Source organism: Pseudomonas sp. ADAK18, from assembly GCF_012935695.1.
In the GTDB taxonomy this organism is placed as follows: domain Bacteria; phylum Pseudomonadota; class Gammaproteobacteria; order Pseudomonadales; family Pseudomonadaceae; genus Aquipseudomonas.
The window spans coordinates 3,964,800-3,986,442 of sequence record NZ_CP052859.1; the positions used below are offsets into that span (position 1 = coordinate 3,964,800).

The 21,643-nt window shown below is 57.7% G+C and carries 24 protein-coding genes; 16 read left to right on the top strand and 8 right to left on the bottom strand.

Annotation, left to right across the window (positions count from 1 at the left end; all coding sequences use genetic code 11):
* Window positions 1–380: 380 nt before the first annotated feature.
* The 4 genes from HKK55_RS17855 (at window position 381) to HKK55_RS17865 (ending at window position 3,241) form a co-directional block, all read left to right on the top strand.
* Complete coding sequence (locus tag HKK55_RS17855; protein ID WP_169355882.1) at window positions 381–1,631, top strand: ribonucleotide-diphosphate reductase subunit beta; 1,251 nt, start codon at window positions 381–383, stop codon at window positions 1,629–1,631.
* Between the two features lie 183 nt (window positions 1,632–1,814).
* Window positions 1,815–2,033, top strand: coding sequence for a hypothetical protein (locus HKK55_RS29475; protein WP_336604599.1), 219 nt, complete (start codon window positions 1,815–1,817; stop codon window positions 2,031–2,033).
* Window positions 2,034–2,078: 45 nt separating this feature from the next.
* Window positions 2,079–2,528: an HNH endonuclease gene (locus HKK55_RS29480; protein ID WP_336604600.1), complete on the top strand. Its 450-nt coding sequence runs from the start codon at window positions 2,079–2,081 to the stop codon at window positions 2,526–2,528.
* 71 nt (window positions 2,529–2,599) lie between these two features.
* The gene (locus tag HKK55_RS17865; RefSeq protein WP_169355883.1) at window positions 2,600–3,241 is read left to right on the top strand and encodes an HAD-IB family hydrolase; all 642 of its coding nucleotides are present in this window, start codon (window positions 2,600–2,602) and stop codon (window positions 3,239–3,241) included.
* Between the two features lie 41 nt (window positions 3,242–3,282).
* Here HKK55_RS17865 and HKK55_RS17870 read toward each other — a convergent pair whose 3' ends face one another.
* The 3 genes from HKK55_RS17870 to HKK55_RS17880 form a co-directional block, all read right to left on the bottom strand.
* Window positions 3,283–3,687, bottom strand: coding sequence for a type II toxin-antitoxin system VapC family toxin (locus tag HKK55_RS17870; protein WP_169355884.1), 405 nt, complete (start codon window positions 3,685–3,687; stop codon window positions 3,283–3,285).
* The gene (gene vapB / locus HKK55_RS17875; RefSeq protein WP_169355885.1) at window positions 3,680–3,919 is read right to left on the bottom strand and encodes a type II toxin-antitoxin system VapB family antitoxin; all 240 of its coding nucleotides are present in this window, start codon (window positions 3,917–3,919) and stop codon (window positions 3,680–3,682) included. Before vapB ends, HKK55_RS17870 begins: the two co-directional genes overlap by 8 nt.
* Before the next feature lie 377 nt (window positions 3,920–4,296).
* Window positions 4,297–5,256 (bottom strand): LysR family transcriptional regulator, encoded by a 960-nt coding sequence (locus HKK55_RS17880; protein WP_169355886.1) that lies wholly within the window; start codon window positions 5,254–5,256, stop codon window positions 4,297–4,299.
* A 228-nt stretch (window positions 5,257–5,484) separates the two neighbouring features.
* Between HKK55_RS17880 and argH the strand changes: the two genes are divergently transcribed.
* From argH to HKK55_RS17915, 7 genes are all read left to right on the top strand, one after another.
* Window positions 5,485–6,912 carry an argininosuccinate lyase gene (gene argH, locus HKK55_RS17885; RefSeq protein WP_169355887.1) on the top strand — a complete coding sequence of 476 codons (1,428 nt, stop codon included), beginning with the start codon at window positions 5,485–5,487 and terminating at the stop codon, window positions 6,910–6,912.
* A gap of 218 nt (window positions 6,913–7,130) precedes the next feature.
* On the top strand, window positions 7,131–8,009 hold the full coding sequence (locus HKK55_RS17890) for an amino acid ABC transporter permease (RefSeq protein ID WP_169355888.1): 879 nt from the start codon (window positions 7,131–7,133) through the stop codon (window positions 8,007–8,009).
* A gap of 24 nt (window positions 8,010–8,033) precedes the next feature.
* Complete coding sequence (locus HKK55_RS17895; protein ID WP_169355889.1) at window positions 8,034–8,798, top strand: amino acid ABC transporter ATP-binding protein; 765 nt, start codon at window positions 8,034–8,036, stop codon at window positions 8,796–8,798.
* Window positions 8,799–8,823: 25 nt separating this feature from the next.
* Entirely contained in the window at window positions 8,824–9,645 is an 822-nt protein-coding gene (locus HKK55_RS17900) for an ABC transporter substrate-binding protein (protein ID WP_169355890.1), read from the top strand.
* Window positions 9,646–9,811: 166 nt separating this feature from the next.
* Window positions 9,812–10,999, top strand: a complete 1,188-nt coding sequence (locus tag HKK55_RS17905; RefSeq protein ID WP_169355891.1) for an MFS transporter — start codon at window positions 9,812–9,814, stop codon at window positions 10,997–10,999.
* 99 nt (window positions 11,000–11,098) lie between these two features.
* Window positions 11,099–12,046, top strand: a complete 948-nt coding sequence (locus tag HKK55_RS17910) for a hypothetical protein (protein WP_169355892.1) — start codon at window positions 11,099–11,101, stop codon at window positions 12,044–12,046.
* A 133-nt stretch (window positions 12,047–12,179) separates the two neighbouring features.
* Window positions 12,180–12,500: a helix-turn-helix transcriptional regulator gene (locus HKK55_RS17915; RefSeq protein ID WP_169355893.1), complete on the top strand. Its 321-nt coding sequence runs from the start codon at window positions 12,180–12,182 to the stop codon at window positions 12,498–12,500.
* Window positions 12,501–12,611: 111 nt separating this feature from the next.
* Here the strand turns inward: HKK55_RS17915 and HKK55_RS17920 are convergent, their stop codons facing one another.
* Window positions 12,612–13,550, bottom strand: a complete 939-nt coding sequence (locus HKK55_RS17920; protein ID WP_169355894.1) for a GlxA family transcriptional regulator — start codon at window positions 13,548–13,550, stop codon at window positions 12,612–12,614.
* Between the two features lie 116 nt (window positions 13,551–13,666).
* Here HKK55_RS17920 and HKK55_RS17925 point away from each other — a divergent pair, with 116 nt between their 5' ends.
* Window positions 13,667–14,461, top strand: coding sequence for an SDR family oxidoreductase (locus tag HKK55_RS17925; RefSeq protein ID WP_169355895.1), 795 nt, complete (start codon window positions 13,667–13,669; stop codon window positions 14,459–14,461).
* A 38-nt stretch (window positions 14,462–14,499) separates the two neighbouring features.
* Here HKK55_RS17925 and HKK55_RS17930 read toward each other — a convergent pair whose 3' ends face one another.
* Both HKK55_RS17930 and HKK55_RS17935 read right to left on the bottom strand, forming a co-directional pair.
* Window positions 14,500–15,198, bottom strand: coding sequence for an amidase family protein (locus HKK55_RS17930; protein WP_237151267.1), 699 nt, complete (start codon window positions 15,196–15,198; stop codon window positions 14,500–14,502).
* A 241-nt stretch (window positions 15,199–15,439) separates the two neighbouring features.
* On the bottom strand, window positions 15,440–16,495 hold the full coding sequence (locus tag HKK55_RS17935; protein ID WP_169355897.1) for an MBL fold metallo-hydrolase: 1,056 nt from the start codon (window positions 16,493–16,495) through the stop codon (window positions 15,440–15,442).
* Between the two features lie 128 nt (window positions 16,496–16,623).
* Between HKK55_RS17935 and HKK55_RS17940 the strand changes: the two genes are divergently transcribed.
* From HKK55_RS17940 to HKK55_RS17950, 3 genes are all read left to right on the top strand, one after another.
* Window positions 16,624–17,244 (top strand): TetR/AcrR family transcriptional regulator, encoded by a 621-nt coding sequence (locus HKK55_RS17940; protein WP_169355898.1) that lies wholly within the window; start codon window positions 16,624–16,626, stop codon window positions 17,242–17,244.
* Window positions 17,245–17,459: 215 nt separating this feature from the next.
* Window positions 17,460–18,518, top strand: coding sequence for a diguanylate cyclase (locus HKK55_RS17945; RefSeq protein WP_169355899.1), 1,059 nt, complete (start codon window positions 17,460–17,462; stop codon window positions 18,516–18,518).
* Between the two features lie 135 nt (window positions 18,519–18,653).
* Window positions 18,654–19,181 (top strand): DUF1003 domain-containing protein, encoded by a 528-nt coding sequence (locus HKK55_RS17950; protein WP_169355900.1) that lies wholly within the window; start codon window positions 18,654–18,656, stop codon window positions 19,179–19,181.
* 199 nt (window positions 19,182–19,380) lie between these two features.
* On the opposite strand, the gene HKK55_RS17955 is transcribed toward HKK55_RS17950, so the two are convergent.
* The gene (locus HKK55_RS17955; protein WP_169355901.1) at window positions 19,381–20,343 is read right to left on the bottom strand and encodes a LysR family transcriptional regulator; all 963 of its coding nucleotides are present in this window, start codon (window positions 20,341–20,343) and stop codon (window positions 19,381–19,383) included.
* Between the two features lie 17 nt (window positions 20,344–20,360).
* Between HKK55_RS17955 and HKK55_RS17960 the strand changes: the two genes are divergently transcribed.
* A complete protein-coding gene (locus tag HKK55_RS17960) occupies window positions 20,361–21,062 on the top strand; it encodes a CTP synthase (protein ID WP_169355902.1) in 702 nt (233 codons plus the stop codon).
* Window positions 21,063–21,204: 142 nt separating this feature from the next.
* On the opposite strand, the gene HKK55_RS17965 is transcribed toward HKK55_RS17960, so the two are convergent.
* Entirely contained in the window at window positions 21,205–21,528 is a 324-nt protein-coding gene (locus HKK55_RS17965) for a DUF2025 family protein (protein ID WP_169355903.1), read from the bottom strand.
* Between the last annotated feature and the right edge of the window lie 115 nt (window positions 21,529–21,643).

The window sequence follows — 21,643 nt, forward strand, 5'->3', positions numbered from 1 at the left end:
TACTCGAAAAAAATCCCACACCGGCAAACCCCAACAAACCCGCGGCTTGGCCTGCAAAGGTGGCTTTTTGGCCGTCGACTGAGGCCATCCGCCGCAACACAAAGCTGATTTTTTCCCTATAATGCACGGGCAAATCGGGCCTGCAATATCCCCTTACAGGGACGAAGAGCCAGACCTGAGGCCCCGCAGGAGCAAGCAACACACGCTCCGCCCCTCAAGCCTCATGCAGGACCCCGTGACCAAATTCCGTTTAATGCCTGCGTCAGCTGTTGCAACAAACGATTCCTTAAAGATCCACCGCGGCCTTTGGGCCGTGTGAACACCCAACCATCCGGTTTCACACGGGCACCCTTGAGCCCTCACGCAGGAGACGACACGTCATGCTGAGCTGGGACGAATTCGACAAAGAAGAAGACGGCGAAGTAGTTGCCAAAGGCGCCAACGCCGGCCACGCCACCGAAGCCAACATGGACCGCCTCGACGGTGCCGGCGCTGCCGCTGCCATCGAAGCCCGCGCCGTCACCGCCAATGACTCCGCCGCCATCGTGCGCGCCAAGGCCGCCCTGGACAAACTCGACGTCGCCGAAGGCCTCGCCGAGCTGGAAGGTTCCGCCGCCCGCGTCGCTGTCGACGAAAAGCGCATGATCAACTGCCGCGCCGACCTCAACCAACTCGTGCCATTCAAGTACGACTGGGCCTGGCAGAAATACCTCGACGGCTGCGCCAACCACTGGATGCCGCAAGAGGTCAACATGACCGCCGACATCGCCCTGTGGAAAAACCCAGAAGGCCTGACCGACGACGAACGTCGCATCGTCATGCGCAACCTCGGCTTCTTCTCCACCGCCGACTCGTTGGTTGCCAACAACCTGGTGCTGGCCGTCTACCGCCTGATCACCAACCCGGAGTGCCGCCAGTACATCCTGCGCCAGGCCTTCGAAGAAGCGATCCACACCCACGCCTACCAGTACTGCATCGAATCGCTGGCCATGGATGAAGGCGAGATCTTCAACATGTACCACGAGATCCCATCGGTCGCCAAAAAGGCAGCCTGGGGCTTGAAGTACACCCGTTCGATCTCCGATCCGAAGTTCGAAACTGGCACCGTCGAGACTGACAAAGAACTGCTGCGCAACCTGGTCGCCTACTACTGCGTCCTGGAAGGCATCTTCTTCTACTGCGGCTTCACCCAGATCCTGTCCATGGGCCGCCGCAACAAAATGACCGGCGTGGCCGAGCAGTTCCAGTACATCCTGCGGGATGAGTCGATGCACCTGAACTTCGGTATCGACGTGATCAACCAGATCAAAATCGAAAACCCACATTTGTGGGATGCCGAGATGAAGGAAGAAGCGACCCAGATGATCCTGCAAGGGACTCAGCTGGAGATTGAATACGCTCGCGATACCATGCCGCGTGGGGTGTTAGGGATGAACGCGGCGATGATGGAGGACTACCTCAAGTTCATCGCTAACCGTCGCCTGTCGCAGATTGGGTTGAAGGAAGAGTATCCTGGGACGACCAACCCGTTCCCTTGGATGAGCGAGATCATGGACTTGAAGAAAGAGAAGAATTTCTTTGAGACTCGGGTTATTGAGTATCAGACTGGTGGGGCATTGAGCTGGGATTGATCCTTCAGCCAATGAGTGCTTGCCAGGTTTGAGCTGAAAGCTCGACCGATCTAAAAAGCCCTGACTTGCTCAGGGCTTTTTTGTATCTGTTGAGCGCAAGGTCCTATAGATGAGTAGGAAATTTCGTAGACGCGGTAATGGCCACTCAGTATCGTCCTAGGGTTTTCTACCCTCGGCGATTGTATGGATACGCAAAAAAGCAATGCTGGCTGGAGTGACGCGGAGCTTGAGGCTTCAGTCGATGCCTATTTGAAGATGTGGAAGCTTGAGCAGGCTGGTCAGGCTTTTAAGAAGTCGGCGGAGAATCGCTTGTTGCGCGAGGGGCCATTGGCCCTACGCAGTGCTTCATCTATTGAATACCGCATGCAGAACATTTCCGCGGTTATTCAGCAGTTAGGCTGACAACCCATCACAGGTTACGTGCCCGCTAAAAACGTGGGTGCGGGTGTGAGTGCTCGTATCCGTGCGGTGCTAGAAGCTAAAGCTGTTTTGGATACTGAGACTTATACCGCTACGGCCGATGAGGCGGTTCTAGAGAAGCGCGCGGCCACCTTACAAAAGCGCTCGATTGCGGCCGAACCACAAGGGATTGTTAATCCGCAGCAAGTGAGTGCTACCAGCACTACTTATGTGCGCGACCCTCATGTGCGAGCGTGGGTTCGTCAGCAAGCAAAGGGGATCTGTGAAGGCTGCGGTTCAAACGCTCCTTTCGAGAGGGATGGTTTGCCATTTCTTGAAGTACATCACGTCAAGCACCTCGCCCAGAAGGGTTCGGATCGCATCACCAATGCTGTAGCCTTGTGCCCCAATTGCCATCAGCGTTGTCACCGATCGAGTGACCGGGATGTTTTCACCAAAGGGCTTTACTCCAAAATCACTAGATTGATACCGGAGTAAACTTCTGCGGTCACATCTGATGCATTCTAAAAAATAGTAGATAGGACCGAGACTAACCCGTGAACCCAGACATGCTCGAAGCCGGCCCCTTGGATGCCAAAGTACTTTCCGTCTTTGACTTCGACGGCACCCTGACCCACCACGACAGTTTTGTGCCCTTCCTGAGGTTTGCCTTTGGCAAGGGTGAGTTCGTTCGCAGGATGGTGAAGCTAGCGGTGCCTGGTGGGCAGTTTCTGCTACGCCAGATTAGCCGCGATGAACTCAAGGCGCAGTTGATCCGTACGTTTATGACCGGCGTGGAAAAGGCGTGGGTCCAGCGCAAAGCTGAGGATTACTGCCAGGCGTATTGGCCCAAGTTGATGCGCCCGGCCGGCTTGCAATCGGTCGCCGATGAGGTGAAGTCCGGGGCGGTGGTGACGCTGTGTTCGGCGTCGCCAGCATTGGTGTTGCAGCCGTTTGCGGATCGGCTTGGGATCAAGTTGATCGGGACGGAGCTTGAGGTGGTGGACGGCGTGTTGACTGGGAAGCTCACGGGAAATAATTGCCGGTGTGAGAATAAGGTGCTGCGGCTTGAGGCGGTGTATGGGGACCTGGGTGAGTATCGGCTCAGGGCTTGGGGTGATACGCGCGGGGACCGGGAGTTGTTGGCGGCGGCGCAGGATGCGCATTTTCGGCATTTTCACTCTGCGAAAAAACGGATCAGAAAGCACTGAATCCGCAATCGACGTTCAATCCAGAAGCTGGATAAGTTGCGTTAGGCAGCAATCCAGTTTTCCACAATCAGACCCTTTACGCGGTTGAACTCACCTTCATTATTCGTCACCAAGACCAAACCTGAGCTCCTGGCGTGGCCGGCGATATGAAGATCATTTACGCCGATGGGTGTGCCCTTCTTTTCCAGATCGGAACGGATGGAGCCGTAGTGAAAAGCGGCTTTGTCGTCATAGTGAATAACGTCGAGCCGGGAGGTAAAGTCCTCCACGGCTCTAGTATTCTTCTCAACTTGTTGGCTTTTTTCAGCTCCGTGCATCAGCTCTGCGAGGGTGATTGACGAGATTGCCATACGCCCCACGTTCGCGTTGAATTTGTCCAAAACCTCAATAGGCCGACGCTTGATGATGTAAATCACGATGTTGGTATCAAGCATGTACTTAATCATCAAAGGACTCCCGTTCTTGCTGAGCTTGGTCGGCGCGTTCCGCCATAAAATCATCAGATACCGACTCGCTTGCAAGGAAGAAGCTGTCCCACGTGTTTTCAATCGGCGAAATGATCAACTCGCGTCCAACGGCACGGACTTCGACCGTTTTCACACCCGCGGGAAAGCGCATGTCAGCAGGGATACGGATGTTTTGGGTCCGATTGTTGGTAAAGACCGTTCCAGTAGACATCAGGAACACCTCTCTGGGCATGGGAAGACAGGGAAGAATGATAGTTTGCCGCTGCTCTATTGCATAGCTCTATAGCAACCATTCGGCGGATGACTTCGTAGGTAGCGGTCTTGGTGCGCAGGATGCGCATTTTCGGCATTTTCATTCGAAGAAGAAGCTGGGTAAGTTGCAGCGTTGATGCGTAGCTCGCAAGCTCTATGTGGCGAGCGGGCTTGCCCGCGTTGGGCTGTGCAGCAACCCCTATTGAGAGTGGCCACATTTCTCCAGTTAGAACCGAGTGGCAGGATTTTGGGCCGCTTCGCGACCCAACGCGGGCAAGCCCGCTCGCCACAGGTTCTGTGTTTGCCGCCAGGTTTGTATGAACCCATAAAAGCGGCTCAGCTAATTGCTTTCAAATTCACACCTAATGCCGTCGCGAAGGCTTTGACCAACGGGCTTCTCGGTGCGTTGTGACGCAGGATCAGGTTGAACGGTGTGCTCAGGTGAACCTGCTGAGGGCAAAGTGCCCGCAAGCGCCCTTCCCTCACCAACGGTGCAGCATAGTGTTCCGGCAGGAAGCCCAAGAAACGGCTGGTGAGGATCAGGATGGCGACCGCTTCAACCTGTGACGCCGACGCTGATTGGCTGTCGTAGCTGACAAAGTTGGCCTTGTCACTATGGATCGCATACCGGTGGTTCACCACTTCGTGTTGGCGCAGGACGTCGGCGTTGATATCGCGGGCATCAAACAGTGGATGTCCGACGGCGCAGTAGGCGTGTGCCTTTTCTTCGTATAGCGGGAAATAGTCAAATTCTTCACGCCGCTGGTACACCGGGACGATGCCGACAATCAGGCGCCCTTCCACTACACCCCGCTCAACTTCGTCCAGTTGCGAGGCATGTAGGCGCAATCTTATTTTTGACGATTCACGATGTAATTTTCCCAGGGCGGTAATGAGTGGGGAATTAACGTCGGACACCGTGTTATCAATAACACCCACACTCAGGTCGCCGATGAGTTCATTTTGTGCCGAACTAAGCTTGTCGCGAAAACTGTCTACCGAGGTAAATAACTCGATGGACGCTTGATACACTAACTTGCCCTCTTCTGTCAGCCCAAACCCTTCTCTACCCCGTGTACACAGGCGCATGCCGATGCGGATTTCCAGGTCGGAGATCTGTTTGCTGATGGCGGCCAGGCCCACGTTGAGCTCGTTTTGCGCGGCGCTGAAGCCGCCGGCTTCGACCACGGCCATAAATACCCGGAGCAATTTGAAGTCCAGGCCGCTCAGTTGCAGCGGCGGTCTTGTGCCGGGTTTTGGCGGTATGTTTCCAGAAGTGGAAAGTGGAGTTTCCATAATACGCGTTGACCTCAAGTGCCATATTCAACAGGCTTCAACCCAGTCCTTGAACATAGCCAGGCGGCGATAATGAACATAAACATCCGCCCTTGGCAACCTTGAATATAGCGGGTTGAACAGCACACAGAGGCTGATTTAACGCCCTAAAAAACCTGACACTCCGATCAGGACTTTTTACTTTTCTACTGCCTCCGACTCTTCTAAAAACAAGCGTGAGGAACACCCATGTCTCAGCCCACCGATCGCCTTTGGGGCGCTCGTTTCAAGACCGGTCCGTCTGCTGCACTGGCCGCGTTGTCCCGTTGCCCTGAACGCTATTTCCGCCTGACGCCCTACGACCTGGCCGGCTCCCGGGCCCATGCCCGTGAGTTGCAGCGGGCCGGGTTGCTGGATGAGTCGGAAACCTTGCGCACGCTGGAAGCACTGGACCGGATCGGTGAGGACTTCGCCGCGGGCCGTCTGCACCCGACACTGGATGATGAGGACGTGCACACCTTCATCGAGCGGGTATTGACCGAGCGATTGGGCGCCCTGGGCGGCAAACTGCGCGCCGGACGCTCGCGCAATGACCAGACTGCCAATGATCTGCGACTGTTCCTACGGGACCACGCGCGCACCATCACCACCGAGGTGTTGGGTTTGCAGCAGGCGCTGGTGGAGCAAGCTGAGCAACATGTCGAGAGCATTTGCCCTGGCTTTACCCATTTGCAGCAAGCGCAACCTATCGTCTTCGCCCACCACTTGTTGGCCCATGCGCAATCGATGTTGCGGGATGTGCAGCGCCTGGTGGATTGGGATGCACGTACGGCGTTGTCACCGTTGGGTGCAGCGGCAATGGCCGGTTCGGCAATTGCGCGCCAGCCAGAGCATTCGGCCAAGGAGATGGGTTACACCGGGCCGTGCGAAAACTCCATCGATGCTGTCGCCAGTCGTGACCATGTGGCGGAATTTCTGTTTGTGGCGGGCATGCTCGGGGTGAATATTTCGCGGTTGTCGGAAGAGTTTTGCCTGTGGTCGTCGCGGCAGTTTCGTTGGGTGCAGTTGGACGATGCCTACGCCACCGGTAGCTCGATCATGCCGCAGAAGAAGAACCCGGACATTGCCGAATTGGCGCGGGGTAAGGCTGGGCGGTTGATTGGCAACTTGACTGGATTGATGTCGACGTTGAAGTCGCTGCCGCTGTCGTACAACCGCGATTTGAGTGAAGACAAACACAGCGTGTTGGACAGCGTGGATACCTTGCTGTTGGTGCTGCCGGCGATGGCCGGGATGGTTGCGACGATGAAGGTGCAGGTGGAAGAACTGCGGCGCCAGGCGCCGATGGGTTTCACCTTGGCGACGGAGGTGGCGGATTGGTTAGCCATGCGCGGTGTGCCGTTCAAGGAGGCACATGAGATTACTGGGGCGCTGGTGCAGGCCTGTGAGCAGCATGAGATTGAGTTGTGGGAAGCCTCGCCGGCGTTGTTGGCGGAGGTGGATACGCGGTTGACGCCGCAGGTGCGGGATTGCTTGACCCTGGAGGCGGCGATTGCGGCGCGCAGTGGTTGGGGTGGCACGGCGCCGGAGCGGATTAGAGAGCAGATTGGGCGGTTGAAGGTGGCGTTGGCTGGGCAGCAGAAGTGGGCTGAGAGTTATCAGGGATTCAGGATTTAAGCCTGTGGGATTTGGGGTGAATACACCGGCGTCATCGCAGCATAGGTATCTACACATTTGCTTGGGGACCTGATCTCGGCAGCGGCTACAGGTTTTCAGGGGGTTCGAGAGATGTGTAGATACCTATGGTCATCGCAGGCAAGCCAGCTCCCACATTTGACCGTGTTCCAACCGTTAGACCGAGTAAAGCCGCAGTCGCTTTTTTTTGGAGAATCACCATGAACCAAACCCCGGCAGAGCGCTTGAAAACCGAGCGCCAGCAGTCCGAGAACCAGTTCGATATCACGCAGTACGAGCACGTTCCCCGTCGCTATTACGGGCGGATGTTTTTTGCGACGTTGATCGTGATTGCTCTGGTAGCGTTGTTGCGCGCGTTTGCCAATGGCCAGATCGAATGGTCCTACATCGGACAGTTCCTTACGTCCGAGGCAATCATCTGGGGCTTGGTCAACACCATCATCATGTCGATCCTGGCCATGGCGCTGGGGGTGGTGATAGGGGTGATCACGGCGATCATGCGCATGTCGGCCAACCCGATCCTGCGTTACGTGGCCATCACCTACACCTGGCTGTTTCGTGGCACGCCGCTGATTCTGCAACTGCTGTTGTGGTTCAACCTGGCGCTGATTTTCCCGGTGATCGCGATTCCTGGGCTGTTCAGCATCGATACCGTGGACCTGATGACACCGTTCGTGGCCGCCCTCCTCGGCTTGAGCATCAACCAGGGCGCCTACACCGCCGAAGTGGTGCGCGCCGGCTTGTTGTCGGTAGACACCGGCCAGTATGAAGCCGCCAAGTCCATCGGCATGCCGAGCTTGCAAGCGCTGCGTAGGGTGATTCTGCCTCAGGCGATGCGGGTGATTATTCCGCCTGTAGGCAACGAGTTCATCAGCATGGTGAAAATGACCAGCCTGGCCAGTGTGATCCAGTACTCAGAGCTGCTGCACAACGCGCAAAACATCTACTACGCCAACGCCCGGGTCATGGAGTTGCTGATTGTTGCCGGCATCTGGTACCTGGCGGTGGTGACGGTTCTTTCATTCGGTCAGAGCCGCCTTGAGCGTCGTTTTGCCCGCGGCGCCGGCAAGCGTTCGTAAGCCCTGACTGAGGAGATTTGCCCCATGAGAAACATCGTCAAGGCCGTCAACCTGAACAAGTATTACGACCAGTATCACGCGTTGCAGGACATCAACCTGGAAGTCGAGCAAGGCGAAGTGCTGTGCATTATCGGCCCATCCGGTTCCGGTAAAAGTACCTTGCTGCGCTGCGTCAATCAGCTGGAAAAAATCGACAAGGGCGGCCTGTGGGTCGACGGCGAACTGGTGGGTTACCGGGTCGTCGGTAACAAGCTGCACGAGTTGAATGAATCGCAGATTGCCCGTCAGCGACTGGCCACCGGCATGGTGTTTCAGCGCTTCAATCTGTTCCCGCATATGACCGTGTTACAGAACATCATCGAAGGCCCGTGCCAGGTGCTCAAGCGCTCGCCCAAGGAAGCCACCGAGGACGCACTGGAGTTGCTGGCCCGCGTCGTTCTGGCGGACAAACGCAATGCCTACCCGGTGGAGTTGTCCGGCGGGCAGCAGCAGCGCGTGGCGATCGCCCGTGCGTTGGCGATGCGGCCGAAGTTGATGCTGTTTGACGAACCCACGTCGGCCCTCGACCCGGAGTTGGTAGGAGAAGTGCTGTCGGTGATGCGCGATTTGGCCACCACCGGCATGACCATGATTGTGGTCACCCATGAGTTGGGCTTCGCCCGCGAAGTGTCCAACCGCATGGTGTTTATGGATGCCGGCCAGATTGTGGAAGCCGGCAGCCCGGAAGAAATTCTAATAAGCCCACAAAACCCGCGTACCCAAAGCTTTATTTCTGCCGTTCGCACTTAACTAAAAAACTAACGAGAACGCCCCCATGAAAAATCTGACACTTCCATTTTTGCTCGCAGGCCTGATGGCCTCCACTTCGGTTTTGGCGGCATTGCCGGCAGCGATCAAGGACAAGGGTGAGATCAGCGCGGCCATCGTGCCGAACTACCCGCCGATGGATTTCAAGGACACCGCCACCAACAAACTCACCGGCCTGGACTTTGACCTGGGCAACGCCCTGGCCGAGCGCCTGGGGGTGAAGATCAAGTGGCAGGAGACCGGCTTCGAACAGATGCTCAGTGGCTTGACCACCAAACGTGTGGACATCGTATTGTCGGGCATGACCGACACCGCCGAGCGGCAAAAGTCGGTGACGTTTATTGACTACTTCACCAGCGGTCCGCAGTTGTACACGCTGGTCAAACGTGAAGACCTCAAGGAGCTGACCGACCTGTGTGGCAAGAAAGTCGGCACCAGCCGACGGACTACCTGGCCGTCGGAAATTGCCGCGTGGAGCAAGGCAAATTGTGAAGCTGCCGGTAAGCCAGCCATCGTGGTGATCGGCACTGAAGGTTCGGCGGATGCCCGTGCGCAGTTGCAGCAGAACCGTCTGGATGCGGCGATGCAGGGCAGTGAAACCATTCCGTATTTGATGTCGCTGGACAAGGGTAAGTACAAGCCGGTGGGCCTGGCGATTTCCAAGCAGTTCACAGGGCTGGGGATTGAGAAGAGCAATACCGAACTGGTGACGGCGATCAGTGAAGCGTTGCAGGGCATGATTGATGACGGGACGTACGGCAAGATTCTGAAAAAGTGGGACCTGGAGCAGGGTGCGGTGGAAAAAATCACCATCAATGCCGGGCAGTAACAACGCCTAACTCTGTGGGAGCCGGGCTTGCCCGCGATTGCGGTGTGTCAGCCACCAGAAATATCGACTGACAGGCCCTCATCGCGGGCAAGCCCGGCTCCTACAAGGGATCAACGGTGTATGCAAGATCTCGCTCAGCCCCAAGCATAAGGACACCCGCCCCACCGTGGCCACCTACTCCCTGGTAATCCGCCGCCTGATGATCTGCTCGGTGACCATCGTCGTCAGCCGCGCCATGACCAGCCCCTTGCTGGCCCTTTTACTGAGCACACGCCTGGGCCTCAACCAGCAAGACATCGGCTTGCTGATGGGCATCGCCGTATTCATCGCCACGCTGCTGGGCCTGTACGGTGGCTACATCATCGACCGCCTGGAAAAACGCAAGCTGCTGATCCTGGCAATGCTCTCCAGCTCCATCGGTTTTCTGTTGCTGACTTTTGCCAGCAACCTGTACCTGACCACCCTGACCTTGGTGATCACCGAAGCCGCCTCGGCGCTGTTCCTGATTGGCTCCAAGGCGATCATCAGCGAGAACCTGCCGGTGGGCCAACGGGCCAAGGTGTTTTCCCTGCGCTATACCCTGACCAATGTCGGTTATGCCACCGGCCCAATGCTCGGCGTGGTGATTGCCGGACAGTTTCCCTTGGCGCCCTTTCTGATCGCCAGCGCGATTGCCTTTGGCAGCCTGTTCTTGATGATCGGCATCCCGCCGACCCAGCGCGACGACAGCAACAAACCCTTGAGCTTCCTCAGCACCTTGAGGACCTTGCGCAACGATCGCACGTTGATTCTGTTTACCGGCGGCAGCCTGCTAAGCACCATTGTCCACGGGCGCTATACCTTGTATCTGTCACAGTTTTTGCTGGTGGCCTACAAGCCGGAGAACGCGCTGAAAATTCTCTCTGCCGTGCTGGCCTGCAACGCCATCACGGTGATTTTGATGCAGTACCAGATCGGTCGCTTTCTCAAACGTGAACAACTGCGGTATTGGATCGTGCTGGGCACTTCGCTGTTTATTGCCGGATTGATCGGCTTCAGCATGGCGGACAGTCTGGTGTCATGGTGTATCGCGATGTTTGTGTTCACCTTGGGGGAGATGATCATTTACCCATCAGAGTTCCTGTTTATCGACACCATCGCTCCCGACGCCCTACGGGGCAGCTACTACGGTGCGCAGAACCTGGCGGCATTTGGTGGGGCGTTGAGCCCGGTGATTTGCGGGTACCTGCTGATCAACGCGGCACCGGCGAGCATGTTTTATGTGTTGAGCGGGCTGACGGCGGTGGGTGGGACGTTGTGCTTCGTAGCCGCTGCCGAGCACGCGAGGCTGCGATCGGGCGCGCAGCGGCCGTAAATAAGCAACTCAACACCCTAACGGCCGCTACGCGCCCGATCGCAGCCTCGTGCCTCGGCAGCGGCTACAATAGCGAAACCTCTCACGGACCCGAGCCCCATGAAATTCGACACGGCCTACAGCCTGAGTCTCGACGACAAGCTGTCGATCTACGACGTGCGGGACCTTAATTTCGACGAAACCACCGCCTTCGACTCCGACAAAGACAGCTTCCTCTGCCCTAACGACGAGTGCCGGGCGGCGTTTGCGGCCAGTAACGTACTGACCACCTTCAACGCGAAAAACGTCAATTACCTGCGCACGCCGCACTTCAAGAACACCCCAAGCACCCGCCATATCGACGGCTGCCGCTACGCCAGCCACAAGGCCGGCACGCCTGAAACCGAGGACGAACGCGAGGAAAACTTCCCGTCGGAATTTGTCCTGACGCGGCGTCAATACGAACGCAATACACCTGTGCCGGGCACCGAAGGCGTTGCCCTACAAGATCCACCGAAAACACCTTCAAGCCACACCCATACATCCCACAGTTCCAGCGACACCACTCCGGACAAGACCAGTGTCTTCGCCCACCCGGTGGAGTGCTACGTGTCTAATATCGACGATAAGGACAAGCTCAAGGGCATGCCGTTGAAAATCGGTGAAAACACGGCGACCTACTGGGCATTTTTCAAGAAGATCGAGTACCTGCAGGACAACAAAGGCCTGATCTACTGGGGCCGGATCAAGGAGATCAAGGACTACACCAGCAGCTTTCGTATCGACTTCGAGAAGAAAGTCTGGCTCGACAAGAAGCCCTACTCGGTCAATGTTTACCTGAATAAAAAATTGATCGAGAACTACCGCAAGCGCAAGGCATTCCTGGAGCAGATCAAGGCCGCAGTGGACAGTGAACGGCCGTTGTATTGCTTCTTTTATGGGGTGACACCGGAGCTGAAACAGGTGCCGAGCAAGAAAAACCCCGAGCAGACATTCGGCGTATTCAGCGCCGATATCGAGAACCTGGACCACCTGATTATTCGCGAGGCGCCGGGCTTGGAAGCCTAGATTGCATCAGGCCCACATGCTCAGCAGCAGCGAAGCAGCTCTGCCGGAAAAAAATCGAGTTGATGAGCGGTCAAAACAACTGTACAAAAACACAGTATAGTTTGTCCTCCCCGTCGAACTCTGGAGAAAACCCATGTCCTCTCTGGCAATGAGCAGCCCCGTAGAACAGCAAATCGTCCTTCACCAATTCACCCCACGGCACAGTGTCCAGGCCCGCGCGATGCTGGGCTGGAGCCGCGAGGACTTCGCCCGGGAGTCCGGTGTGGATGCCATTACCCTTCAACGTTTTGAAAGCCACGGCGAGGTGAATGACGAAACCCGACTGACGTTGGCGTTTCGCCTGGAGGCCGAAGGCCTGGTGTTTTTCCCAGGGTTCACGCCGGGATGGGGGATGAGTGTGCGGGGTTCATTGCCAGCATCCATAGAGCATTTGGTTTTTGAAACAACGGAGTAAAAATACCCGCCCGCAGTGACGTTTATCCCAATTCACGGCAACCCTGGAGGGCGAATTGAAGCCCTGTTCGGCTGACCTTGCAAAGAGCGCCGAATGTAGACCACCAAGGATTCAAGCCTGCAACTGCAGCGCCCGACGGATCATTTGCGGAGGCTGGCCAAAGGCTCGCAGAAAGGCACGGCGCATGCGTTCCGGGTCACCGAAGCCGGTTTCGCGGGCAACGATGTCGATGGAGTGCCCGCCGGATTCGAGCATCAGGCGCGCCGCTTCAATACGCAGATGTTCGATGGCCTTGGCTGGGGACTGGCCGGTTTCGGAGCGAAACAGTCGGCTGAATTGCCGTGGGCTGAGATGGGCGACCTCGGCCAGTTGTTCCACCGAGAGCTCCTCCTGCAAGTTTCGTCTGGCATACGCCAGCGCGGTTTGTACCCGGTCAGACTTGGGGTCCAGTTCCAGCAAGGCTGAGAACTGCGACTGTCCTCCGGCACGGCGGTGGTAGACCACCAGCTTTTTCGCGACGTCTCGGGCTACTTCCACCCCCAGGTCCTGTTCCACCAGCGCCAGGGCCAAGTCAATGCAGGCGGTCATGCCGGCGGAGGTCCAGATGGGCCCATCAACAGTGAAGATCCGATCGGCATCCAGCTTCACGTTGGGGTAGGTCTGACGGAAAGTATGGGCGTGATACCAGTGAGTGGTTGCCTTGCGTCCGTCCAGCAACCCGGCAGCGGCCAGATGGAAGGCCCCGGTACAGGCCGAGGTCACACGGCGCGAGGTGTTCAGTGCATCTCGCAAATAGGCCACCATGCCTGCGGTGGGCGTGATCAACTCGTTATCCCCCAGTACCAGCAGCGTGTCGTAGGTGTGTTGATCAAACGCCAGGGTATCGATGGCGAAACCCATGGAGCTCTGATTCGGGCCACCGTGTTCCGAGATCAGATCCACGCGGTAGAACGGCCGTCCTACCACAAAGTTGGCAAACTCGAACACGGTGCTGCTGGCCAGGCTGAGCACCTGAAACCCTGGAAACAGCAGAATACCGACAGGTACCATGGCCAAACCTCACGTCTCTAAAGGTGGGATATATGACATTGCAGTCATAACATTACACCCATAATCTTGGCTCCAACAAGGTCGATCCCTTCTTCGGCCATTTTGGAGCAACTGCCATGACTCAACATAAAGGTTATGCCCTGATCACCGGCGCTTCGTCAGGTATAGGCGCGATGTATGCCGACCGCCTGGCACGCAGTGGCTACGATCTGATTCTGGTGGCCCGCAACCAGCAACGGTTGGAGCAATTGGCGACACAATTGAAGGCAAAGACCCAGCGTGACATCCAGATTATGGTAGCCGACCTCAACCAGCCCACCGACCTGGCGCGCATTGCGCAAACCTTGCAGGACAACACCCGCATCAGTCTGCTGGTCAATAACGCCGGCGTAGGTGCCACGGCTCCGCTACTGGAGTCAGACGCGGAAAAAATGGATGCAATGATTCTGCTTAACGTGCTGGCGTTGACCCGGCTGGCCAAGGCGGCGGCAGGCAACTTCGTTACTCAGGGCCGCGGTACGATCATCAACATCGCCTCTATCGTCGCCCTTGCACCGAAAGTGCTTAATGGTGTGTATGGCGGGACCAAAGCGTTCGTACTGGCCTTCAGCGAATCCTTGGGGCATGAATTGAGCGACAAGGGCGTGACGGTGCAAGCAGTACTGCCAGGCGCCATCGCCACCGAGTTCTGGGACATCGCCGGCCTGCCAGTAAACAATTTGCCGGAAACCATGGTGATGACCACGGAGAACCTGGTGGACGCGGCCCTCTCCGGCCTTGCCCAAGGCGAGACAGTCACCATTGCGTCACTGCCCGACATCGCCGATTGGGACGCCTATGAACGCGCACGCCTGGCATTGGGTCCTAACCTGTCACACCGTGAACCCGCGTTACGTTATGGGCTGAATTGAGCAGCCAGGGGCCATCTGATTCTCGGCGCAGGCAAACCCTAGGGTGTCCGGGCAGAATCGAGCGCCTGCGCCAACACCTGCTGGCAGCCGTGCACCAACGCGACCAGCGGGTCGCTCGCCCAGTGGGCGCCATAGAACCAGACTGAAGTCGCCGTCCCATCAGCATCGAGGCCGGTGGATACACATAGCTTGGGATGGGCTGAGGTGGCAGAGGGATGAAACGCAACACTTGACGCATCAGACACCAGCGCGTCCAGCCGCCCCTCCGCTACCCGATCATCAATCTCATTGCTCGAATCCAGAGTGAAGTGACGCGTGTCATCCAACCTGTGGGCCAATACCGGCACCAACTGTGCACCGGCGTTGTTCAGCACCTTCAACACCCAAGTGAAATGCGCACTGTGTTCGATGGTTTGCCGGTCATTACCCGACAGATATTCACTGGCAAAACCGATGCGACTGCCCGTCAGCAACGCGCAATTGCTCACGTTCCCGGGATTGACCACCGGAGGAATCTCCACCATCACCGGCCCCTCGGGATCGGCTCCGCTCATGGCGATCAGTAAGAGTGCAGGATCACGCACCGTACTCATCATCGGCCCCGGCACGTCGAATCTGGGCAGGGGATTAACCAAGTGACTGCGTGCAGTATCAAACTCAAGACTGCCCTGGCGGGCACTCGAATCGATAATCGCACCGCTGCCCAGGCTGCCAAATACCAACCGTGTGGGCTGCACGTGGTCATCTGTATTCGTCAGCGGGGGTGGGCAAGACAGGGGAACGGAATGCCCTTGCGACGATTTGAACGTGCATCCGGGCCCAAGCAGTACCACTTTGCCGCATTTACCATCCATACACGGTTACTCCTCGAAAACGCTATTTCGAGGAATGATTGCACTCTTTTCTCACGCTTGTCGCAGGCCTGAAACACCTTGAAAATCCCTTTTCCGCAGTGCCGTTACTGCAACCCTCACACGCTCATCCGCTGACGCGCGCTTCATTGCCGGTGTGCTCGACTTCCAGCCACCATGCCTGCCCGCGCTCCGGTTGATTGAGCATGAACGCCTGCCCCATGGGCGGCGTGGCAATCGACACATTGCGCTCCCAAGCCAGGGCCATGATGCGGTCAAAGGGTTCGTGCCAGGCATGGAACGCGAGGTCGAAGGTGCCATTGTGGATCGGCAGCAACCAGCGCCCCTTAAGATCGATATGGGCCTGCAACGTTTGCTCGGGCTGCATGTGAACGTGGGGCCAGTCGACATTGTAAGCACCGGTTTCCATCAAGGTCAGATCAAACGGCCCGTACTGTTCGCCGATGCGTTTAAAGCCATCGAAGTAGCCGGTATCGCCACTGAAAAAGATCCGTCGCGCACCATCGATCATCACCCACGACGCCCATAGCGTCTGGTTGCCATCAAACAGGCCGCGACCGGAGAAATGCTGGGCCGGAGTGGCGACAAAGCGGATGCCGTCCACTTCAGTGCCCTGCCACCAATCCAGCTGCCGCACTTTGCTGGCATCCACGCCCCATTTGATCAACGTGTCGCCCACGCCCAGCGGCGCCAGGAAATGGCGGGTCTTCGCGGCCAGTTGCACCACGGCCTTGCGGTCCAGGTGGTCGTAATGGTTGTGGGAAAGAATCACCGCTTCAATCGGCGGCAACTCTTCGAGGCTGATAGGGGGCTGGTGAAAACGCTTGGGGCCGGCCCAACTGAAGGGCGATGCACGCTCGGCGAACACCGGGTCGGTCAGCCAGAATTTGCCGCGCATTTTCAGCAAGACCGTGGAGTGTCCAAGCCGAAATACGCTGTGATCAGGCGCAGCAAATAACTGTTCGCGTGTCAGCGGCTGCACCGGGATCGCGCCCACAGGCCGTGTGCTGCGAGGCTTATGGAAAAGCATTTTCCAGAAAATCTGCAAGGTCTTGCCAAAGCCCCCGTGCTGCACCGGGGTGTCATTGCTGAAGTGCCCCTGCTGCTGCTCCGAACGCTTAAGCGTTGAAGAAGGGTCGAGACGGGTTGAGATAGTGGCCATTACCGAGTGACTCCTGCCGACATGTCGGTCAACAACTACACTGCACAGTGTAGTTTCAAGATTGCAACAAAATCTGTAGCAAGTAAACTACTGAGTGTAATTTTCTCTCACAGAGCCGAAAGCAACCCATGACCGCCCCCCTGCGCCTCACCGACCGTAAACGCGAAGCCATTGTGGCGGCTGCCATCGCCGAGTTTCGCGACAACGGTTTCGAGGTCACCAGCATGGACAAGATCGCTGCCACCGCTGGCGTGTCCAAGCGCACCGTGTACAACCACTTCCAGAGCAAAGAAGAGTTGTTCACCGAGATTTTGCACAAGTTGTGGTCCAGCAGCGTGGCGCAACTGGACGTCAGCTACAACAGCGCACACCCCCTGCGCGACCAACTGCGTGTGCTGCTGGAGGCGAAGATGAAGATGATGTCGGACACCAACTTCCTAGACCTGGCCCGCGTGGCGATTGCCGCAACGATCCACTCCCCGGAACGGGCCCAGGACATCGTCAACCGCCTGAGCGAACGGGAAGAAGGTTTTACCTTGTGGGTACGCGCCGCCCAAGAAGACGGCCGACTCAAGGCCGTAGACCCATGCTTCGCCGCCCATCAGGTACAAAGCCTGCTCAAGGCCTTTGCCTTCTGGCCGCAGATCACCCTTGGCCAGCCCATCCTCGACACCGCCACCCAAGCCAGCGTCGTCGAATCGGCAATGGACCTGTTCCTGGCCGGCTACGAGATTGCCGAACAGCGCTGATTCGCTCGCTCACCTCACCCACAGATCCTGTTGCAGGCACGACATCTGCATGTCGTTTTTGCTCTATTGCGGCCGTCTGCGACGCGAATGGCCTGGAAGGACACTGATTATTCCGGCGCGAATAACTGACAATATTCACCGGCATATCCGACCCTAAGTCTTCCCGATATCGCACACCGTCGTATCCGCAAAAAGAACATCTGACCCAGGAATCTATGGAAAACCAACGAGGCAAAGGGCTGTCATTTGCCAGACGTATCTACAGGCCAAGGATCATCGGCCTGGGCATCGGCTGCGTCAGTGTCGCTGCGGCTCTGTACCCGCTACAGATGCCAGGCTGGACCTGGGGCTTTTTGATATTCAACGGGTTTGTCTGGCCGCACCTGGCGTATCAGCTCTCGACTCGCTCCGAATTCCCCTACCACGCTGAACGACGCAACATCCTGTACGACTCGCTGTGTGGCGGGTTCTGGGCTGCAACCACGCAGTTCACACCACTGACGGCCGTGACCATCCTGTCGATGATGACGATGAACAACTTCGCCGCCGGCGGTAAGCGCATGTTTATCCGCGGCACAGTGGCTCAAGTGGCTGGCGTCGGCCTGGCGTGGCTACTATTCGGCGTCAGCTTCAACGGCGATGTCAGCCTCACTGAGGTCTACGCCTGCCTGCCGATGCTGATGTTCTACCCAATGGCACTGGGTATGGTGTGCTACCGCTTGGCGATCAAATTGTCAGAACACAAGCGCGCCTTGAGTGCCCTGAGCCGCACCGACAGCCTGACCGGCCTGCTCAACCACGGATCCTGGAAAGACTTGCTGCACTTGAAGTTTCACAAGTGCCAGCAACAACACACACAGGCCACCATCGCCCTGATCGATATCGACCACTTCAAACAGATCAATGACACTCACGGACATATCATCGGCGATGCGGTACTGCGCCAATTGAGTCTGGAGTTACGGCGCAATCTGCGGGAAAACGACCTGGCTGGGCGCTACGGGGGTGATGAGTTCTGTGTGATTCTTCCGAATATGCCGCTGGAGCAGGCAGCCCTGATCATGGACCGTATGCGGGAAGTGTTCAGCAACTACCGCAACCCCGAAATCCCCGAGCTGCGGGTCAGCCTGAGTATCGGCCTGGCGTCCTTTCGTCCCGCCTTCACCGACGCCGCGATGTGGCTCAATGCTGCGGATAAGGCGCTGTATGCCGCCAAAGACACCGGCCGCAATCGGGTCAACGTCGACGAGTACGTGATCGCCCATTCCGCCTGAAGTCGGTTTCATGACATCTCGTCCGATGAAGTGCGGCAGTTGGCGGCACACACCAGCGGCGACAGGAATCTTCATGTGTAAGGCTCGGTCTATAGTGCTTCACTGTGTTACTCAGACCGATGACTCGAGCCCGCCATGACCCCAGACAAACCTGAAGTAGCCCCCGCCAGCAAAGTCGACCACCTGCGGTTTCACCGCGCCCATGCTCACCTTGGGCCGACGTTTGGCACCGACACGTTTGCCCTGAAAGCCGAAGCTTTCGCCCGGTTCTTTGGCACGCCGACCTTCCTGGGTGCGCAAACGGCAATTGTGATCCTTTGGGTCGTGCTCAACATGACCGGTGTCACGCACTTCGACGTCTATCCATTCATCCTCCTCAACCTGGCGTTCAGTCTGCAATCGGCCTACGCCGCGCCGCTGATTCTGCTGGCACAAACCCGCCAGGCCGCCCGGGACAAGGCCCAGTCCGATGCCGATGCGCAGCACCGTGAGGCCCTGGCCGTTGCTAACACCGAGCGTCAAGCCCAAGCGGCGCAGACCACCCGACAACTGATGGATCTGCTGGAGCAGAACACCCGGCTGACGGAGATGACCAAGCAACTGACGGAGCGCATCGAAGGACTGACCTCGGAAATGCATGATCACTTTGTGCGCAAAACCTAAACACACCCTCGATCAACGGTGGAAGTTGTCGAGCTTTAGCGAGGCTGCGATGACGTCGGCACAACCTACATTGATATTGCCTGAGCCACCGCTATCGCAGCCTCGCTAAAGCTCGACAACTCCCACAAGGGTTTCACTTAGCCGGTTAGATTTTTATCCCTTAAATGATTGGCGTCAGCCAAATGCGCCGGGTCATGCATCACTTCTGTGTATGCCCTGGCAAGCGAACAGACCTTCCAAGCTCATCAAACAACGCCACCACCGAGCGCAACGCCCGACAATCGGGCCGCGTCAGCAGCCACAGGGCCGTGTCATGCCCTGCCAACGCCGGCCCCAAAGGCACCAGCCCCTGACCTTCCCCCAGCAAGTAATCCGGCAACGCCGCCACGCCCAGCCCCGCCCGCACCAACTCGGCAACCGAGAGCATGCTGTTGCAGCGATAACTGAGCACGACCCCAGGCAAGTGCTGACGGCGCCAAGCGACGGTGGGGTGATCCGGCAAAAAGTCATCCGGCGCAATCCAGGCCAAGGCCGTCAGATCATCGGTTGCATGCTGTTGCACATACCGGGTGCTGGCACAGATCCGATAAGACACCGTGCCCAGGCAACGCCCCACCAGGTGCTCCGGCGGCGCTGTGGTCAGGCGCAAGGCGACGTCGGCATCACGCCGGCTGAGGTTGGCAAAATCGTTAGAGGTGCTCAGTTCCAGGGTCAGCGCCGGGTAGTTGGGCATGAACTGTCCCAGGGCCGGTAGGAGCAGGCCTTGCAACACTGAGTCGGTGCAGGTCAGGCGCACGGTGCCACTGATCACCTCACCGCCCTGCTCCACACCGATACGTGCGGCGTCCAGAGCCTGTTCGGCACGCTCTGCCTGTTCAGCCAAGGTAGTGGCCAGCGTCGTGGGCAAGTACCCGGCGCGGCTCTTTTCAAACAGGGTCTGGCCCAGGGCCGCTTCCAGCCGCCGCACCGCACGGAATACCGTGGACACATCAACCCGCAATAACCCCGCAGCCCGCCCCAGGGTGCCGCCGCGCACCAGGGCAAGGATCAGTGAAAGGTCGGGGTAGTCGATTCGATAGTGCGTCGCCGCATTAAGCATATGGACCAGCGCCAATATTGATTGCGTGAACGCCAATCTATAGTGAGCACCTGGACTCAACAAGCCATGGGGAACACGCGATGAAAAAAACCACGCTGCACTTGGGATTGATTGGCGACTACGACCCGCAAGTCACCGCGCACCAAGCCATTCCTGTGGCATTGCAACACGCTGGCGAGGTGCTGGGCCTAACGGTCCGTTTTGACTGGCTGACCACCGACACCATCAAATCCACCGAGCAATTTCAGGCCTTCGACGGCTTCTGGGCCGTCCCCGCCAGCCCCTATCGAGACCTGGACGGCGCGCTACTGGCCATCCGTTACGCCCGCGAACAACAACGTCCGTTCCTCGGCACCTGCGGCGGTTTTCAACATGCTGTGCTGGAATATGCCCGCAACGTTCTGGGTTGGGCCGATGCCGAACACGGAGAACTGGCGCCCGACGCACCGCGCGCAGTACTCACGCCCCTGAGCTGCGCCCTGGTGGAAGCAACCGACAGCATCCATCTACGGGAAGGATCACGCATCGCCAAGGCCTACGGCACCCTCGACATCCAGGAAGGCTACCGCTGCCGCTACGGCGTTAACCCTGATTTTGAAAGCGCGCTGCTGGCGGGCGCTCTGCACGCCACCGGCCATGACGCCACCGGCGACTTGCGAGCGCTGGAGTTGGATGACCATCCGTTTTTTGTCGCCACCCTGTTCCAACCGGAGCGGGCAGCCCTTAAAGGCACCCTCCCGCCACTGGTCATTGCCTTGCTCAAGACCTGCCAGGAGGTATAGACCTGATGCACCACTGGACGAAGTGGGAGCTGGCTTGCCCGCGATGCAGACACCTCGGTCTATCAGACAGACCACAGTGATGCTATCGCAGGCAAGCCAGCTCCCACATTTTGATCTTCGTCATGCCAAAGATTGTGTCCGTTCAATTGACCAGGCTGCGTACCGCACTGATCTGTGGAATCTCCACGCGGCGCATATACACCCGCAGCGGTTCGGTGATGTTGATACGGTCATCGATGTTCTGGTCCAGCAGCAACTGGATGCGCTGGCGAGACAGCGTCATGGTCTGCTGATCGACGGGCTGCCAGACGAATTCGGCTGTGGGGATGATGCCGTCATCGGCGACGTCCATGCCGAAGGAGTCTTCGCTGAATCGAACGATGTATTGACCGGTTTTGCGGTTCAGCCCAACGAAGCCGTTAAGTTGATCGGCGGCCTGGCAGATAAGCTCGGAGGTGATGCGCATGGTAAACCTCACTGAAAAGTCCCACGGGGACTGGAAAGATGGTTTACACGCGTGGCAAGAAAGGTATTGCCCTCTAATGGGGCAACTCGAACCAAGAGTACTGCAAAGTACGGCA

Bases quoted from the DNA above. Each gene is read 5' to 3' on its own strand.
- HKK55_RS17855 (WP_169355882.1), top strand. From the start codon at position 381: ATGCTGAGCTGGGACGAATTCGACAAAGAAGAAGACGGCGAAGTAGTT.
- HKK55_RS29475 (WP_336604599.1), top strand. From the start codon at position 1,815: ATGGATACGCAAAAAAGCAATGCTGGCTGGAGTGACGCGGAGCTTGAG.
- HKK55_RS17865 (WP_169355883.1), top strand. From the start codon at position 2,600: ATGCTCGAAGCCGGCCCCTTGGATGCCAAAGTACTTTCCGTCTTTGAC.
- HKK55_RS17870 (WP_169355884.1), bottom strand. From the start codon at position 3,687: ATGATTAAGTACATGCTTGATACCAACATCGTGATTTACATCATCAAG.
- vapB (WP_169355885.1), bottom strand. From the start codon at position 3,919: ATGTCTACTGGAACGGTCTTTACCAACAATCGGACCCAAAACATCCGT.
- HKK55_RS17880 (WP_169355886.1), bottom strand. From the start codon at position 5,256: ATGGAAACTCCACTTTCCACTTCTGGAAACATACCGCCAAAACCCGGC.
- argH (WP_169355887.1), top strand. From the start codon at position 5,485: ATGTCTCAGCCCACCGATCGCCTTTGGGGCGCTCGTTTCAAGACCGGT.
- HKK55_RS17890 (WP_169355888.1), top strand. From the start codon at position 7,131: ATGAACCAAACCCCGGCAGAGCGCTTGAAAACCGAGCGCCAGCAGTCC.
- HKK55_RS17895 (WP_169355889.1), top strand. From the start codon at position 8,034: ATGAGAAACATCGTCAAGGCCGTCAACCTGAACAAGTATTACGACCAG.
- HKK55_RS17900 (WP_169355890.1), top strand. From the start codon at position 8,824: ATGAAAAATCTGACACTTCCATTTTTGCTCGCAGGCCTGATGGCCTCC.
- HKK55_RS17910 (WP_169355892.1), top strand. From the start codon at position 11,099: ATGAAATTCGACACGGCCTACAGCCTGAGTCTCGACGACAAGCTGTCG.
- HKK55_RS17915 (WP_169355893.1), top strand. From the start codon at position 12,180: ATGTCCTCTCTGGCAATGAGCAGCCCCGTAGAACAGCAAATCGTCCTT.
- HKK55_RS17920 (WP_169355894.1), bottom strand. From the start codon at position 13,550: ATGGTACCTGTCGGTATTCTGCTGTTTCCAGGGTTTCAGGTGCTCAGC.
- HKK55_RS17925 (WP_169355895.1), top strand. From the start codon at position 13,667: ATGACTCAACATAAAGGTTATGCCCTGATCACCGGCGCTTCGTCAGGT.
- HKK55_RS17935 (WP_169355897.1), bottom strand. From the start codon at position 16,495: ATGGCCACTATCTCAACCCGTCTCGACCCTTCTTCAACGCTTAAGCGT.
- HKK55_RS17940 (WP_169355898.1), top strand. From the start codon at position 16,624: ATGACCGCCCCCCTGCGCCTCACCGACCGTAAACGCGAAGCCATTGTG.
- HKK55_RS17945 (WP_169355899.1), top strand. From the start codon at position 17,460: ATGGAAAACCAACGAGGCAAAGGGCTGTCATTTGCCAGACGTATCTAC.
- HKK55_RS17950 (WP_169355900.1), top strand. From the start codon at position 18,654: ATGACCCCAGACAAACCTGAAGTAGCCCCCGCCAGCAAAGTCGACCAC.
- HKK55_RS17960 (WP_169355902.1), top strand. From the start codon at position 20,361: ATGAAAAAAACCACGCTGCACTTGGGATTGATTGGCGACTACGACCCG.
- HKK55_RS17965 (WP_169355903.1), bottom strand. From the start codon at position 21,528: ATGCGCATCACCTCCGAGCTTATCTGCCAGGCCGCCGATCAACTTAAC.